This is a genomic window from Micromonospora taraxaci (assembly GCF_007830095.1).
Classification (GTDB): Bacteria; Actinomycetota; Actinomycetes; order Mycobacteriales; family Micromonosporaceae; genus Micromonospora; species Micromonospora taraxaci.
Genome location: NZ_VIWZ01000002.1, coordinates 399,242 through 412,749 on the forward strand (window position 1 = coordinate 399,242; position 13,508 = coordinate 412,749).

Below are 13,508 nucleotides of genomic sequence, written 5' to 3' on the forward strand. Positions count from 1 at the left end.
GCTCAGCACTTCACAGCGGCGAGCAGCCCGTGCCCGACCGGGAGCAGCGCGGGAATCCAGTGCTCCGACTCCCGGACCGCCTTGATGGTCTCGCGGACCGTCACCGTCTCCGCGTCCCGAGCGGCCGGGTCACCGATCCGGCCGCTGGCGAGCACACCGTTGAGCGCTAGCACGCCACCAGGCCGCAGCAGCCGCAACGCCGCCTCCACACAGGCGTGGAAGCCGGTCGCCTCCGCGTCCACGAACACCAGGTCGTACGCACCGTCGGCGAGCCGGGGCAGCACGTCGAGCGCGCGCCCGGTGATGATGCGCGTGCGGCCCGCAGCGAAGCCCGCCTCGGCGAAGATCCGTCGGGCGATCCGCTGGTGCTCCACCTCCACGTCGATGGTGGTGAGCACCCCGTCCGCGCGCATGCCGCGCAGCAACCAGACCCCGCTCACCCCCGTGCCGGTGCCGATCTCGACCACGGCGCGCGCGTTGCCGGCGGCGGCCAGCAGCCGCAGTGCCGCACCCGCACCGGGGGTGACCGCGTCGAGGCCCACCTCCCGAGCCAGGCTGCGGGCGGTGCGCAGAACGAGATCCTCGGTGACGTACGACTCGGCGAACTGCTGAACCTGGGCCGTCGAACTGCCGGAACCGGCGACCGTGGCGATGGGGCACCTCCGGGGGCGGTGCGTGGTGCGGGGGCGGGTTGGCACTGTGAGCGTAGAGGCGACCGTCGTGGAGCGCAGCCGCGCCTCCGCCTGTCGCGATCACCGGGGCAACCGGTGACTCCACCGCGTACATCCGTGCAATCCTGGAGGCGGTATCCCGTCAGCCGCGACCGAACCGGCCCGTGGCCGGGCGACGCGGCGCGGGATCCGGGGACGGACTGGGAGGCACCGACGTGACCGACGGCTGGGACTGGCGCCGGGGCGGTGAGACTCCGGCGCGACCGCCCGGGGCGGGGAACCCTCCGGCCGGGCCGCCGACCACGCCTGAGGCGGGCAACGCGTCCACCGTGCCGCCAGGCGGGCCGGCGCCAGGGCATCCGCCGGTGGCCGGTGCCGGGGCGTCGCCCTGGTGGTCGGACGCGCTCGCCGATCCGTGGCGGGACCCGACCGCGCCGACCGCGGTGGTGGTGCCCGGGGCGGTGGTGGCCGGCATCGAACCCGAGGCGGTCACCGATCCGGACGCGCCAGGCCGACCGACGCTGCGTCACCTGCTGCTCATTCCCGTGATCACCGCCCTGCTGGCCGGCACGCTCGGTGGCGCGCTGGGCTACGCGTTCGCGGTTCGCGGCAGTGCGGGTGGTGCGGTGCTGGGCAGTGCGCCGGTAGATCCGCCGGCGCTGGCCCAGCGCAAACCGGAGTCACTGGCCGGTGTCGCCGAACGTGTCCTGCCCAGCGTGGTCACCGTCCGGGTCAGCAGCCTCGGCGGGACCAGCGAGGGCTCCGGCTTCATCGCCACCGCCGACGGCCATGTGATCACCAACGACCATGTGGTGGCCGGCGGCACCGGCAAGGCCTCGGTGGTCTTCAACGACGGCAGCAGCGCGCCGGCGACCATCGTCGGGCAGGACCCGGAGTCGGACATCGCCGTGATCAAGGTGAGTCGTCCCGGGCTGCGGGCGGTGGAATTCGGGGACTCGGACGCGCTGGCCGTCGGCGACCCGGTGCTCGCCATGGGTTCGCCGTTGTCACTGGCCAACACGGTCACCGCCGGCATCGTCAGTGCCCTGGACCGGACGATGCAGGCGGGCGAGCCGGGCGGGCCGGTGCGCTACTACGCGGCCATCCAGACCGACGCCGCGGTCAACCACGGCAACTCCGGCGGCCCGCTGGTCGACGGCGCCGGGCGCGTGGTCGGCGTGAATTCCACCATCAAGTCCTTGGTCGCCGAAGGGCAGGAGGCGGGCAACATCGGACTCGCCTTCGCCATTCCGATCAACCAGGCCAAGCGGGTGACCCAGGACATCATCGGCACCGGCAAGGCCCGGCGTACGGTGATCGGCGCCCGGGTGGACGGCCCGGCCGGAGTCGTCGGGGGCGGCCTACGCCTGGCGGAGGTGCAGCCCTCCGGCCCGGCGGACGGCGCCGGGTTGAAGGTCGGCGACGTGATCCTGAAGATCAATGGACGGCCGATGACCGAGCCGACCGACCTGACCGCGCTGGTGCGCAAGTACGCGCCGGGCTCGGTGGTGACCGTCGAGTTCCGGCGAGGCTCCGCCCGGCAGAACACGTCGGTGAGACTCGCCGCGGACGCGAAGTGAACAGCGGCTCACCCCTTGCCCGAAGGCCGTCCGGCGTGCGTAGTCTTGCTGCTGACGCCGAGAGGGGGCCAACGGGATGCTCGACAACCTGAACTGGTGGGAGATCGGAGCGCTGCTGCTCCTGGCGCTGCTGATCTTCGGCGACCGGCTGCCCGCGGTCATCACCGACGGCCTGCGGTTGGTGCGCAACCTGCGCAACATGGCCCGCAACGCCACCGGCGACCTGAGTCGCGAGCTGGGCACCGACATCCAGCTGGAGGATCTGCACCCGAAGGCGTTCATCCGCAAGCACCTCCTCAGCGAGGAGGACGAGGCGGCGATCCGCAAGCCGTTGCAGGGCGTCTACGACAACCTCCGCGCCGACGTCAGCAACGTGCACGACGACCTGAAGGACGTCGCCAACGCCGCGGACCTGCGCTCGGGCGGTTCCCGGTCCAGCACGGCCACCAGCAGCCCATCGGCGCCAGCCCCCCGCGTCAGCTACGACGACGCCACCTGACCGACCGCCGTACCGCCCGGCACCGCTTGAGCCTCTGCCGGGCGGTGGTCGACTCGGATTTCAGGAAGTGGGCCTGTCAACCAGCGCCGGATGCCCCGACATGCTGAAAGTCGGGTCGATCACGAGACGGCTCAGCCCGCCGGCCGTTGGGCGGCCGACGGGCTGACGGTGTTCGTGGCGGTCAGCGCCCAGCGGGCTTCAGGCCGAGCGGCTTGCCGAGCAGCGACTCACGGCGTACCGCGAGCCGGTCGGCGATCGCGCCGAGCGCCGTCGCGGCTGGGGACTCCGGCTCGGCCAGCACGATCGGGTTGCCCGCGTCGCCGGCCTCGCGGACCCGGGTGTCCAGCGGGATCTGCCCGAGCAGCGGCACCTGGGCGCCGATGGTCCGGCTCAGCGACTCGGCGACGGCAGTGCCACCGCCGGCGCCGAAGATCTCCATCCGGGAGCCGTCCGGCAGTTCCAGCCAGGACATGTTCTCGATGACGCCGACCACGCGCTGGTGGGTCTGCAGGGCGATCGCACCGGCCCGCTCCGCCACCTCGGCGGCGGCGGCCTGCGGGGTGGTGACCACCAGGATCTCCGAGTTGGGCAGCAGCTGGGCCAGCGAGATGGCCACGTCACCCGTGCCCGGAGGCAGGTCCAGCAGGAGTACGTCCAGGTCGCCCCAGTAGACGTCGGCCAGGAACTGCTGCAACGCCCGGTGCAGCATCGGGCCACGCCACACCACTGCGGCGTTGCCGGCGGTGAACATGCCGATCGAAATGACCTTCACGCCGTGCGACTGCGGCGGCATGATCATGTCTTCCACACGGGTGGGACGGCCGTCCGCGCCGAGCATGCGGGGCACCGAGTGGCCGTAGATGTCGGCGTCGACCACGCCGACGGCGAGCCCGCGTGCGGCGAGCGCCGCCGCCAGGTTGACAGTCACGCTGGACTTGCCGACACCACCCTTGCCGCTGGCCACCGCGTAGACCCGGGTACGCGAGCCGGGCTGGGCGAACGGGATGACCGGCTCCTCGGTGGCACCACCGCCGCGCAGCTGGGACTGCAACGACTGCCGCTGCTCCGGCGTCATCACCCCGAAGTCGATCTCCACGCCGGTGACGCCGGGCACCGCGGCGACGGCGGCGGTGATGTCGTTACGCAGCTTGTCCTTGAGCGGGCATCCGGCGACGGTGAGCAGCAGCTCGACGCGTACGACGCCGCTGGCACCGATGGTGGCGGAGCGGACCATGCCCAGCTCGGTGATGGGCCGGCGGATCTCCGGGTCGTTGACGGTGGCCAGGGCGGCCTGGATCGCGTCCTCGACGGTGCTCACGGGTGCTGACATGCCCGCAATGCTACGTCGCGGGGCATCCCCTGCCGCCGCTGCCCGGGGCGGTGTGAGCCAATCGATGCCCCGCTGGTCAGCCCTCCGACCGGCGTGGCCCGGTGCCGTCCGGACGGGCGTCGCGGGCGAAGTCACCGTCCAGGTCGTCGCGGGGTTCGTCCAGGCCGACACCGTCGGTCGGCCGCTGCCCACGCCGCTCCTGCCGGCTCTCCTTCTCCTGCTGGCGGCGCTCCAGCCGCTGCCGGCGCTGCCCCACCTCGTCCAGCTCCTCGGCCAGCCGGGCCAGCTCGGAGCGGAGGAAGTCGCGGGTCGCCACCTCGCCCAACGCGATCCGCAGCGCGGCGATCTCCCGGGCCAGGTACTCGGTGTCCGCCTTCTGCGCGGTGGCTCGCCGCCGGTCCTCCTCAGCTGCCAACCGGTCCCGGTCGGCCTGCCGGTTCTGGGCCAGCAGGATCAGTGGCGCGGCGTAGCTGGCCTGCAACGACAGCACCAGGGTCAGGAACGTGAACGTGTACGGGTCGAAGCGCAGGCCCGCCGGGGCCAACGTGTTCCAGAGGAACCAGACCGTGATCACCACCGTCATGACGACGATGAAGTTCGCGGTCCCCATGCCCCGTGCGATGCCCTCCGACCACCTGCCGAACGCTTCGGCGTCGAAGCGGGGCAGTTTGATGCCCCGGGGCTCGCGGGGCTGGTCCAGCCGTTCGGTTCGCCGCTGCTCAGCCATCCGCGCCATCCAGCACCGCTTCGGTGGCGCCCGGGGCGGGCAGGGCGTCCCGGTCCCGCCAGTCCCGGGGTAGCGAGTGGTCCAGCACGTCGTCCACCGTCACGGCGCCGACCAGCCGGTTGTTCCGGTCGATCACCGGCATGGCGACCAGGTCGTAGGTGGCCATCCGGCGGGTGATCTCCGGCAGCGGTGTGGTGGGGCGCAGCGGGTCGATGTCGTTGACCACCACCTTGCCGAGCAGGTCGGCGGGTGGTTCCCGCAGCAGCGCCTGGAAGTGCACCATGCCCAGGTAGCGGCCGGTCGGTGTGTTCTGCGGTGCCCGGGTCACGAAGACCTGCGCGGCGACGGCGGGGGAGAGCTGCGGCTCCCGGATCCGGGCCAGCGCCTCGGCGACGGTGGCGTCCGGCGGCAGGATGACCGGCTCCGAGGTCATCACGCTGCCTGCCGTGCCCGGCGTGTACTTCAGCAGCTGACGCACCGGGTCGGCCTCGTCCGGCTCCATCAGGTCCAGCAGGACGTCCTGTTCCGGTGGGGGCAGTTCGTTGAGGAGGTCCGCGGCGTCGTCCGGGTCCATCTCCTCCAGGACGTCGGCGGCCCGTTCCCGGTCCAGGGCGGCGAGGATCTCCACCTGGTCGTGCTCGGGCAGCTCGCTGAGCACGTCGGCCAGCCGCTCGTCGTCCAGCGCCGCCGCTACCTCGTTGCGTCGCGCGTCGGGCAGGTCCTGCAGGGCGTTGGCCAGGTCGGCGGGGCGCATGTCCTCCAGGACGGCGAGCAGGTTCGCCGTACCCCGGTTGTCGGCGATGCCGCTGAGCCCGCGCACCCGGTCCCATTCGACCTGGTGCAGGTGACCGCGGCGGCTGAGCCGACCGGTCTGCTCCCGGACGGCGACCCGGGTCAGCGACCACTCGCCGCCCCGGGAGCACTCCATGGCGACGTCCACGACCGCGCCGGGCTGGCCGCCGGGGTCGAGTTGCACCCGCCGGTCCAGCAGTTCCTGGAGCACCAGCAGCTCGTTCGGGCGCTTCTCGAACCGGCGGAGGTTGAGGGTGCCGGAGCCCAGCACGACGGCGTCCGCGTCGATGGAGGTGATCCGGTTGATGGACAGGAAGATCCGACGACGCATCGGCATCTCGGCGACCAGGCCCACCACCTCCGGCGGACGTTTCGTCGCCCGGAGCCGCGCCACGGCGTCACGAACCCGGCCCACCTGGTCACCGTTCGGATCGAAGACGGCGACTCCGGCGAGACGGGCGATGTAGATCCGGGTCGGCGTGCTCACGGGCACCAGCCTAAGCGCCTAGTGTTTATCAACATGTCGACCTTGGCCTACGAGATCGTGGACGTCTTCACCGACCGCCCCTTCGCCGGCAACCCGCTGGCCGTGGTGTTCGGCGCGGAGGGGCTGGCCACCGAGCAGATGCAGGCACTCGCGTTGGAGTTCAACCTCTCCGAGACGGTGTTCGTGCTGCCTCCGACCCAGGTCGGCGTCACCTACCGGGCCCGGATCTTCACTCCGGTGGAGGAGTTGCCGTTCGCCGGGCACCCGAGTGTCGGCGCGGCGGTCACCGCGAGCCGGCGGGGCATTTTCGGTGTGGGGTCTGTCACCCAGGAGTGCCACGCCGGGGTGCTGCCGATCGAGGTGACCGCCTCCGGGGCGACGCTGACCGGTGGCACACCGACCCTCGGGCCGGAGTTGGATCCGGAGCCGTTGCTGGAGATCGCCGGGCTGACCGCGGACGACCACGTCGGCCCAGCGCCACGCGTCGCCGGCTGTGGGTTGGAGTTCCCGTACCTGCCGGTGCGTCCGGAGTCGGTGGCCCGCGCCACTGTGAACGCGGCCGCGGCGCAGCGGTACGGGGTTTCGCACGTCAGCGTCTTCTCCTGGGACGGGGCAACGCAAACCGCGCACGCCCGGGTCTTCGTGCCGGGGATCGGCATTCCGGAGGACCCGGCGACCGGTTCGGCGGCGCTCGGCCTGGGTGTCTGGCTGGTGGCGACGGGCCTGCTGCCGGGCGAGGGGCTGTCCCGTTACGCCGTCCGTCAGGGTGTCGAGATGAACCGTCCGTCGGCGTTGGCCTGCACGGTCACCGCGGCGAACGGCGTGGCGGTCGGCGCTACGGTCGCCGGCCAGGTCATGCCGGTGGCCCGGGGTGAGATCGCGGTCCCTCCGTTCGTCGGTTGAGGCCGGACGTCGATGCGGGAGGATGCGAGGGTGACTGACGACACGCACGGGTCGACGCCGCTGGTCGACGAGGCGATGAAGAAGGCCGCGGTGGCCTGGGTGAGCGTGTCGGGCGGGCCGGCGCTCGCGCTCTGGTGCGCCCCTCTCGAGGGCGCGCTCCTGGTGGTCAGCGGGCCGGGCGAGCAGGCGGCGCCGGGCCTGGCCGACGCGACCGAGGCGCAGGTCTCCCTGCGTGGCGACCACGGTGGTCGGATCGTCACCTGGCCGGCGAGGGTGAGCCGGGTGCAGCCGGGCACCGAGGAGTGGGACACCATCGCGCCGCTGGTGGCGGCGAAGCGTCTCAACGCTTCCGGGCCGACCGCCGACCTGGTGGCCCGCTGGGCTGCCGAGGGGTGCGCGGTGAACCGGCTGGCCCCGGCGGGAACGCCGCTGGCCGGCACGGAGCTGCCGGCCGACGCGCAGGCCGAGCCACCGCGGGCCACCCCGGCGGTCCGGGCCACGCGCAAGCCGTTCCGCCTGCATCGGGTCCGTCGCCGCTGATCGGCTCGTCACCCCGCCCGGCCGCCGACCCCCACCACCTCGGCGTCGCTGTCGACGAGGGCCAGCACCTCGCCCAGGGCGGCGAGCGTCGGGCCGCGCCAGTCCAGGTCGGCGTTGAACACCATGTGCGTGGCCAGGTCCGGCGCGGCGAGCCGGACGGCTGTCATCCCGGCCCGCTCGGCGCCGGTCAACTCCTGGCTGCCGCCGTCGCCGACGTACAGGCAGTCGCCGGGTGCCAGCCCGAGTCGCTGGCAGGCGGTCAGGTAGAGCGCCGGATCCGGTTTGCACCGTCCGACCTGCACTGAGAAGACCCGCACGTCGAGCAGGGGGGCGATGGCGAGCTGTGGCAGGAAGGCCGGCAGTTCGTGCGTGCAGTCGCTGATCACGCCGGTGCGCAGGCCACGCTGGCGTAGGGCGGCGAGCACCGGCACGGCGTCGGCCCGTAGCCAGGTGTCCGCGCGGACCGCCCGGTGTCGGGACGCCACGGCCGCCCGTACCGCATGGTCACTGGGGTGTACGCCGGCCTGGGCGCACACCCAGCGAAGGGTCGCCTCCGCGTTGCCGAGCAGGCCGGTGGCCCGTTCGTAGTAGGTACGGTCCAACACCTCGGTCAACGTGTCGGCGTGACAGCCGAGCAGTTCAGCCGTGCCGGCGTGCGCGACACCGCGCTGCACCGAGCGGGTCAGGGTGCCGAAGAAGTCGAACAGCACCGCCTGGTAGGTGGGCATGGGGGAGCGCCTCCGGGCGGTCGAGGGTCGCCGGCGCGGACGCGCGTGATCGTAACGGAGTGATGACCCTCCGTGCTGTCCGTCATACGTGTGAGGATTACGTCCCATGCCCCCACCTTCACACCGGCCGTCACTGGACCCGCTGACCACCGGCGCGGTCGGCCTGGCCGTGGTCGCAGTGTCGTCGTCCGCGCCGCTGATCGCGTACGCCGCCGCGCCCGCGCTGGCCATCGCGTTCTGGCGCAACCTGCTCGCGGTCGCCGTACTGGGCCCGTTCTCGCTGGCCCGACGCCGTGCCGAGTTCCGTCGGCTTGCTACCGGCGTGGGCCGGCGGGAGGGGCTGTTCTGCGTCCTGTCCGGTGTCGCGCTGGCCGGTCACTTCGCCACCTGGGTGCCGAGCGCCCAGCTCACCACCGTCGCCACGTCCACCGCGCTGGTGGCCACCCAGCCGGTCTGGCAGGGGCTGATCGCCCGCGCCCAGGGGCGTCGGCTGCCCCGGATCGTGTGGATCGGCATCGCGGTGGCGGTCGGCGGCGCGGCGGTCGCCACCGGCGTGGACGTGGGGGTCTCCGGCCGGGCCGTCCTCGGCGACGTGCTGGCGCTGGCCGGTGCCATGTTCGCCGCCGTCTACACCGCCTTCGGCGAACGGGCCCGGACCAGCATCAGCACCACCACGTACACCACCATCTGCTACGGGATCTGCGCGCTGATCCTGCTGGCCATGTGCCTGGTCGGCGGCGTACGGCTGACCGGGTTCGACGGGCGCACCTGGCTGGCCATCCTGGCCCTGGTGGTCGGTGCCCAACTGCTCGGGCACTCGATGTTCAACTACGCCCTGCAGAAGATCCCGGCGACCACTGTCAGCGTGCTGATCCTGCTGGAGGCGCCCGGCGCGGCACTGCTCGGGTGGGCCTGGCTGGGTCAGGTTCCCCGCCCGTACGCGCTGCTGGGGATGGCGTTGCTGCTGGCCGGTGTGGCGGTGGTGGTGCTCGGTGGCCGTCGCGCCGCACCCACCGCGCTGCCCACCGACCCGACCCCGCTCGACGACTGATCGCCCGCTGGTTCCCTCCGTGGCGGACCCGCCGCGCGTCTATCCCGGTGAGGAGGGCGATCCGTTGACGACTGAGGACCGCACCCGGGACGGCTTCGCCGACTTCGTCCGGGCCGAGACCGCCGGGCTGACCCGGCTCGCGTACCTGTTGACCGGTGACCGGCACCATGCCGAGGATCTGGTCCAGGTGGCACTGGCTCGGGTCGCGGTGCGGTGGGAGAGGGTCGCTGACCCGCACGCCTACCTGCGTCGGGTGCTCTGCACGCAGGCGGCCAGTTGGTGGCGCTGGCGACGGGCCCGCCCGCCCGAGCGGCTGGACGGTGTCGTGCCGGAACGTCCCGACCCGGGTGACGACGCCGAGGTCCGGCTGGTGCTGTGGGCAGCGCTGGCCCGACTGACCGTGCGGCAGCGCGCGGTCCTCGTGTTGCGCTACTACGAGGACCGCACCGAGACCGAGACGGCAGCACTGCTCGGATGCCGCGTCGGCACTGTGAAGAGCCAGACCCGGCACGCCCTTCGCCGGCTGCGGGTGCTCGCCCCCGAGTTGGCCGAACTCGTCGGCCGGAGCCCGCAGGAGGTGACCTCCCGATGACCGCCCGACTCTCCGAGGCGCTGCGCCGCCTCGCCGCCGACGTGCCGCCTGCGCGCGTACCGGACGGGCTCTTCGACGCGGCGCGGACCCGGCACCGTCGTCGCCGGGCCGCCGTCGCCGGCGCGCTCGCCGTCCTGGTCCTCCTTCTCGGCACCGGGTACGCGCTGCACCCGGTGGCCCTGCCCCTGCCCGCCGGCCCGCGTCACGACACCCCCGGCCTGCCTACCAAGCTGGTCGACCCGCCGCTGCGGACCGCCTCGGTGGGTTACTCGGCACCTGGCGTGGCGGCGATGCTCTTCGGTGGTCCCGCCGTGCGCACCAACTGGTTCGAGACCCGAATGGGTGTGGTGGCCGCGGACGACGACCGCTACCGCGTGCTGGACGGCGATCCGGCCGTGGCGGGTTTCGAGGCGTTGCTCTCCCCGGACGGTCGGTACGCCTGGGTGGGCGATTCCCTCATCGACCTGAAGTCCGGCAAGACCATCCCGGACCGTCCGGACGGCTACCCGCTCGCCTTCGCGCCGAACGGGAAACGCCTGGTCTACGCCGACCCGGACACCACGTTCACGTCCCCGAACACCTATTCCACCCCGTCCGTCGGGGTCTACGACCGGGATCGCGGGACGGATGTGCTGCGGGTGCCGGTCGGCAGCGGCTGGATCCCGCCGGGGCGTACGGCCGCGCTGTCGCCGGACGGCGGTGACCTCGCCCTCCAGGTCCGCGACGAGGTCTGGCTGACCCGGGTGGGCGACGCGGGCGCGGATCGGCTCGCCGTGCCGTACCGGAAGCTGCCGCTGGCCGGCGGGCGGCTCGCCGGTGCCGGTTCCTGGCTGCCGGACGGCCGGTCGGTGGCGGTCCTGGGCCGGTCCACCTGCACCGACTGCCCGGTGCCGTCCTACCGGCGCACCTGGACACTGACCCTGCGGTCCACCGTCGACGGCACCCCGACGGCCGGTACGGCGTTTCCGCCGTTGCGCTCCCGCTCGTTCGTGCAACTGCTCGGTTGGCGCTCGGCGGACGAGGCTGTCGCGTTGGTCGGTGTGCCGGGGCCGGAGGCGGAGGACCTCCCGGAGGAGCACGACATCGCGTGGGGGCCGTATCACGAGGTCGGCACGGAGGCCGTGGAACTCGTGGTGCTCCGCCGGGGCGCGACAGCCCCGGACGTGCTCTTCCGCACCCCGGAGGGCATCACCGACCTGTCGGTCGCCGCCGACCTCGCGATCAGCGGGGCGGTACGCGAGTCCGGCCGCCCCCACTACGGGCCGCCGCCGTTCTGGGCGCTCGCTGTGGGGTTCGTCCTGGCGGTCCTGGTCGCGCTGCCCGTGCTGTCGCGGCTGCGACGCTGGCGCGACCGGCGACGGCTCCGCCCCTAGGCCTCGTGCACCTCGATTACCCGGGTCGTCGGCGCGGATTCGCCGAGCGCCCCGCGCAGGGCCGCCCGGTCCGGGTCGGCGAGGAACGACTCGTATCCGGCCCGGGAGTCGAACCGGATCACGTGCACCTCGGTCTGGCCGTCGGTGCCGCGCAACCGCCGGTCGAGGTGGCCGCCGTGTCGTTCGAGCAGGGACAGCACGGCGTCCTCGTAACGCTGTCCGGCCGTCTCGGCACCGGCGGCGAACTCGACGATCGCGACGAGTGTCAGCCCGGCGGTGCTAGTCATCGATGCCCACAGCCTTGGCGCTGGCCTCCCAGAGCCGGGCCGCGAGGTGCCGGTTGGTGGCCTTCCGGTACGGCCGACGCAGCCGACGGTCGACGTAGTAGCCCCCGTCGACCAGCCGGGAGCGGTCCTGGTTGGCCAACCACACCAGGGTCTCGGCCCCCTTCTCTGGGCTGCGGAAGGGCATGAACCGCATACCGATGGCCACCAGCCTGCTGTCGTTGCCGAACCGGGTACGTACCACCCCGGGGTGGAAGCTGTACACGGACATCCTCGGCCAGCGCCGGGCCGCCTCGACGGTGAACAGGATGTTGGCCTGTTTGCTGGTGCCGTACGCGCTCGTCGAGCGGTAGCCGCGCAGTGGCGCGTTCAGGTCGTCCGGGTCGAGCGTGCCGAAGCGGTGCGCGCCGGAGGCGGTCACCACGACCCGCCCCACCCGGTCGGCGAGCAGGTTGGTCAGCAGGAACGGAGCCAGGTGGTTGGCCTGGATGGACATCTCGAAGCCGTCGACGGTGGTGAGCGGTTGCAACGCGATCGCCCCGGCGTTGTTGGCGAGCACGTCGATCCGGTCGTACGTCGCCCGTAGCTGCTCGGCGAGCCGGCGTACGTCGTCGAGGATCGCGAAGTCGGCCCGGAACAACTCCGGCCGCTCACCGGAGTTCTCGCGTACCCGTTCCGCTGCGGCCTGGAGTCGCGCCGGGTCCCGCCCGACCAGCGCCACCTGGTCACCCCGGCAGGCCAGCCCCACGGCGGCTGCCAGCCCGATGCCGGAGCTGGCCCCGGTCACCACCACCAGCCGACGCCCAGTGAGATCTTCCACAGGTCCATTCACCCCGGTCATGGCGCGAGGTTACCGTGGCGTCACAACGCCCTTTGGGATCGTTAAGTTCTCGGATCTGTCGTCAGGTGGCGTCGGCATGCCCGCCGGACGCTGGAAGGAGCGCATCCATGGCCGTAGTCGGTCGCCCCCGCAGGTCCTGCCTCGCCGTGCCGGGCTCCAGCGTGAAGATGCTGGGCAAGGCCCAGGGTCTCCCGGCCGACCAGGTCTTCCTCGACCTGGAGGACGCCGTCGCCCCGCTGGCCAAGCCGGACGCGCGTAAGAACATCGTGGCCGCCCTCAACGAGGGCGACTGGGCCGGGAAGACCCGCGTGGTCCGCGTCAACGACCTGACCACCCCGTGGACCTACCGGGACGTCATCGAGGTCGTCGAGGGCGCCGGAGCCAACCTGGACTGCGTCATGCTGCCGAAGGTGCAGACCGCCGAGCAGGTGCACTGGCTGGACCTGCTGCTCACCCAGATCGAGAAGACGCTCGGCCTGGAGGTCGGCCGGATCGGCATCGAGGCGCAGATCGAGAACGCCGCCGGGCTGGTCAACGTGGACGCGATCGCCGCCGCCTCGCCACGCGTGGAGACCATCATCTTCGGCCCGGCCGACTTCATGGCGTCGATCAACATGAAGTCCCTGGTGGTCGGCGCGTTGATCCCGGACTACCCGGGCGACCCGTACCACTACATCCTCATGCGGATCCTGATGGCCGCCCGGATGCACGACAAGCAGGCCATCGACGGCCCGTTCCTGCAGATCCGGGACGTCGACGCGTTCCGCGAGGTGGCCAAGCGCTCGGCGGCGCTGGGCTTCGACGGCAAGTGGGTGCTGCACCCGGGCCAGATCGACGCCGCCAACGAGGTGTACCAGCCGGCGCAGGCCGACTACGACCACGCCGAGCTGATCCTCGACGCGTACGAGCACTACACCTCCGAGGCCGGTGGCAAGCTGGGCGCGGTGATGCTCGGCGACGAGATGATCGACGAGGCGTCCCGCAAGATGGCGCTCGTCATCTCCGCGAAGGGCCGGGCCGCCGGCATGAGCCGTACCTCGTCGTTCACCCCGCCGGCGGAGTGACGCGCGCCGGGCCGGATCGACAGCCACCGGCCGTCGACCCGGCCCG

At 72.5% G+C, this 13,508-nt stretch carries 15 protein-coding genes; 8 read left to right on the forward strand and 7 right to left on the reverse strand.

Annotated features, from left to right (window positions below; translation table 11 throughout):
- Positions 1 to 2 precede the first annotated feature (2 nt).
- Entirely contained in the window at positions 3 to 572 is a 570-nt protein-coding gene (locus tag FHU34_RS30965) for an O-methyltransferase (RefSeq protein ID WP_145786483.1), read from the reverse strand.
- Positions 573 to 871: 299 nt separating this feature from the next.
- Here FHU34_RS30965 and FHU34_RS30970 point away from each other — a divergent pair, with 299 nt between their 5' ends.
- Both FHU34_RS30970 and FHU34_RS30975 read left to right on the forward strand, forming a co-directional pair.
- Positions 872 to 2,251, forward strand: a complete 1,380-nt coding sequence (locus tag FHU34_RS30970; protein WP_208745240.1) for a S1C family serine protease — start codon at positions 872 to 874, stop codon at positions 2,249 to 2,251.
- A gap of 76 nt (positions 2,252 to 2,327) precedes the next feature.
- Positions 2,328 to 2,750, forward strand: coding sequence for a twin-arginine translocase TatA/TatE family subunit (locus tag FHU34_RS30975; RefSeq protein WP_145786165.1), 423 nt, complete (start codon positions 2,328 to 2,330; stop codon positions 2,748 to 2,750).
- A 181-nt stretch (positions 2,751 to 2,931) separates the two neighbouring features.
- Here FHU34_RS30975 and FHU34_RS30980 read toward each other — a convergent pair whose 3' ends face one another.
- From FHU34_RS30980 to FHU34_RS30990, 3 genes are all read right to left on the reverse strand, one after another.
- Complete coding sequence (locus FHU34_RS30980) at positions 2,932 to 4,080, reverse strand: Mrp/NBP35 family ATP-binding protein (protein WP_145786166.1); 1,149 nt, start codon at positions 4,078 to 4,080, stop codon at positions 2,932 to 2,934.
- 76 nt (positions 4,081 to 4,156) lie between these two features.
- Entirely contained in the window at positions 4,157 to 4,807 is a 651-nt protein-coding gene (locus FHU34_RS30985) for a DUF1003 domain-containing protein (protein ID WP_145786167.1), read from the reverse strand.
- Positions 4,800 to 6,086, reverse strand: coding sequence for a magnesium transporter MgtE N-terminal domain-containing protein (locus FHU34_RS30990; protein ID WP_145786168.1), 1,287 nt, complete (start codon positions 6,084 to 6,086; stop codon positions 4,800 to 4,802). Before FHU34_RS30990 ends, FHU34_RS30985 begins: the two co-directional genes overlap by 8 nt.
- Before the next feature lie 33 nt (positions 6,087 to 6,119).
- On the opposite strand from FHU34_RS30990, the gene FHU34_RS30995 reads away from it, so the two are divergent.
- On the forward strand, positions 6,120 to 6,989 hold the full coding sequence (locus FHU34_RS30995) for a PhzF family phenazine biosynthesis protein (RefSeq protein WP_145786169.1): 870 nt from the start codon (positions 6,120 to 6,122) through the stop codon (positions 6,987 to 6,989).
- 12 nt (positions 6,990 to 7,001) lie between these two features.
- Positions 7,002 to 7,529 carry a hypothetical protein gene (locus tag FHU34_RS31000; protein WP_145786170.1) on the forward strand — a complete coding sequence of 176 codons (528 nt, stop codon included), beginning with the start codon at positions 7,002 to 7,004 and terminating at the stop codon, positions 7,527 to 7,529.
- 8 nt (positions 7,530 to 7,537) lie between these two features.
- Here the strand turns inward: FHU34_RS31000 and FHU34_RS31005 are convergent, their stop codons facing one another.
- On the reverse strand, positions 7,538 to 8,257 hold the full coding sequence (locus FHU34_RS31005) for an HAD family hydrolase (protein WP_145786171.1): 720 nt from the start codon (positions 8,255 to 8,257) through the stop codon (positions 7,538 to 7,540).
- 106 nt (positions 8,258 to 8,363) lie between these two features.
- Here FHU34_RS31005 and FHU34_RS31010 point away from each other — a divergent pair, with 106 nt between their 5' ends.
- The 3 genes from FHU34_RS31010 (at position 8,364) to FHU34_RS31020 (ending at position 11,273) form a co-directional block, all read left to right on the forward strand.
- Positions 8,364 to 9,308 (forward strand): DMT family transporter, encoded by a 945-nt coding sequence (locus FHU34_RS31010; protein ID WP_145786172.1) that lies wholly within the window; start codon positions 8,364 to 8,366, stop codon positions 9,306 to 9,308.
- 64 nt (positions 9,309 to 9,372) lie between these two features.
- Positions 9,373 to 9,900: a SigE family RNA polymerase sigma factor gene (locus FHU34_RS31015; RefSeq protein ID WP_145786173.1), complete on the forward strand. Its 528-nt coding sequence runs from the start codon at positions 9,373 to 9,375 to the stop codon at positions 9,898 to 9,900.
- The gene (locus FHU34_RS31020) at positions 9,897 to 11,273 is read left to right on the forward strand and encodes a WD40 repeat domain-containing protein (RefSeq protein ID WP_145786174.1); all 1,377 of its coding nucleotides are present in this window, start codon (positions 9,897 to 9,899) and stop codon (positions 11,271 to 11,273) included. The genes FHU34_RS31015 and FHU34_RS31020 overlap by 4 nt, the downstream gene beginning before the upstream one ends.
- Here FHU34_RS31020 and FHU34_RS31025 read toward each other — a convergent pair.
- Entirely contained in the window at positions 11,270 to 11,560 is a 291-nt protein-coding gene (locus FHU34_RS31025; RefSeq protein WP_145786175.1) for a putative antibiotic biosynthesis monooxygenase, read from the reverse strand. The two genes, FHU34_RS31020 and FHU34_RS31025, sit on opposite strands and share 4 nt — an antisense overlap.
- Positions 11,553 to 12,377 (reverse strand): SDR family NAD(P)-dependent oxidoreductase, encoded by an 825-nt coding sequence (locus FHU34_RS31030; RefSeq protein WP_145786484.1) that lies wholly within the window; start codon positions 12,375 to 12,377, stop codon positions 11,553 to 11,555. Before FHU34_RS31030 ends, FHU34_RS31025 begins: the two co-directional genes overlap by 8 nt.
- A 128-nt stretch (positions 12,378 to 12,505) precedes the next feature.
- Here FHU34_RS31030 and FHU34_RS31035 point away from each other — a divergent pair, with 128 nt between their 5' ends.
- On the forward strand, positions 12,506 to 13,462 hold the full coding sequence (locus FHU34_RS31035) for an HpcH/HpaI aldolase/citrate lyase family protein (protein ID WP_145786176.1): 957 nt from the start codon (positions 12,506 to 12,508) through the stop codon (positions 13,460 to 13,462).
- Positions 13,463 to 13,508 lie beyond the last annotated feature (46 nt).